This window comes from Niastella sp. (assembly GCF_045805085.1).
GTDB lineage: Bacteria > Bacteroidota > Bacteroidia > Chitinophagales > Chitinophagaceae > Niastella.
Window position 1 is genome coordinate 1 of record NZ_JBJMLX010000473.1, and the last position, 1563, is coordinate 1563.

Annotated in this window: 2 protein-coding genes; one reads left to right on the plus strand and one right to left on the minus strand. The window is 40.1% G+C overall.

The window, feature by feature from the left end; translation table 11 throughout:
• Positions 1-519, minus strand: a 519-nt coding sequence (locus ACJ751_RS24745; protein WP_407748211.1) for a DUF488 family protein, incomplete at its 3' end; no start/stop codon positions are given.
• A 205-nt stretch (positions 520-724) separates the two neighbouring features.
• On the opposite strand from ACJ751_RS24745, the gene ACJ751_RS24750 reads away from it, so the two are divergent.
• Positions 725-1423 carry a hypothetical protein gene (locus tag ACJ751_RS24750; RefSeq protein ID WP_407748212.1) on the plus strand — a complete coding sequence of 233 codons (699 nt, stop codon included), beginning with the start codon at positions 725-727 and terminating at the stop codon, positions 1421-1423.
• Positions 1424-1563: the final 140 nt, after the last annotated feature.

Below are 1563 nucleotides of genomic sequence, written 5' to 3' on the forward strand. Positions count from 1 at the left end.
ATAAGTCAACTTCCCATTTATAATTCTTGCAGGCGCTGTGTAAGGATGTTCTACTGCTTTACTGATACTCATTATGTGCATGACTTTCCAACCCTGTGCCTTTAGATAATCAGAAATTAAAGAACGATGACAACGCCACCATACTGCCTCGGAACACATATAAGCAGTTTGTTGGCTTAATGCACTCTTTATTAGTTCTTTTATTCCATCTTTAAACGCACTCGTTTCCATATAATCAGCATACCCCCGAAAGGCAGCATGCCTCCATGCCGTATTCTTTGAATCAGGATCTGCTTTTCTCCGTCCGCCAAGATCTTTCAAATGAACGTATTGGATGTCGGTTTGGGGTAAAGAAATTTCCAACGCTTCTTTATTGAATTGTGGAAATTTTCGCGACCCGGGATAACTTCTTATATCCGCTACCAATTTAATATTGAAAGAATGCAGCATCAATACAAATTCCTCAAAGGAATGAGTAGAATGCCCGATTGTCCATATAGTTTTATTTTCTTTCTTCATCCTAGCACAGTGATTCCTGACGATAGGAGACCTTATCCACGATCAGCCATACCACAAATTTATTTGAATTGTTTTCAACACTCCAAATGTATATTCGGTTAAACAAAATATCTGTTTACCTGTTTCATACACTGCAGATAGGCTTGATAACGGTCTACTATTCCCATACTTTGTTGTTAAAAATATTATTTTTATATTAGTTATTATGATAGATATACCTCATGCTGAGCATCAAATTCACTGTGTCACGAATTTTCAAGACCTTGTTTCTACGCCATTTAGTGGAGTAATTAATGCGATTTGTTGGACCCGTAAACTGCCAGGTGATTTTTCTGAGATTGTTAACAAGGTAGAGCTAAACGGAAATATAACGGCGATTGGACAAGAGGAACTTTGTGAACTTCAGTTGAGTGAACAAGGGCAACTTGCCCGAGACATTCTTTTAAATGACTTGAAGCTATTGACAGCTCATGGCGCATCGCCAATTCTTAATGTGATCAGCTACTATCATCGGGATAATACCTATCCGTTTTTCCCAACCGATGTTTATTCTTTTCATGTAGATCGCTCTCCTATACCAATCGATACGTTTTTATGCACTTACCATGGCGAGTCGAGTGAAATATTGCCAAATTCCCAAGGCAAAAAGAAAGTACTTATTCCAGCAATACGTGATGAACTCAAAAAACTATATCATGGGGAAGATGAAGGTTTTGAATCATTCTTAAGTGAAAATTTCTTTGATCTGCATTATCAAGCAGAACCCGATGCTCGTCCAATAAGCTTAGGTCTTGGTAACCTATGGAGGTTGGCGGTTGATCATCCTGAAAGCCAGGTTCCTCCCTGTCTTCACCGTGCACCAAAGGAAAGATCCGGACAGAACAGGTTGTTGATGATCTGTTGAGCGGATAGGACCAGGAGATTATCCGATACCGAGCCGGTCGCGGAGCGAGTCGCGGTAGGTGCTGCCAATAGGGATCTTTGCACCATTTATAATAAGCTGATGAACTTCGATCATGCTGATATGCCTGATGCCCACCACAT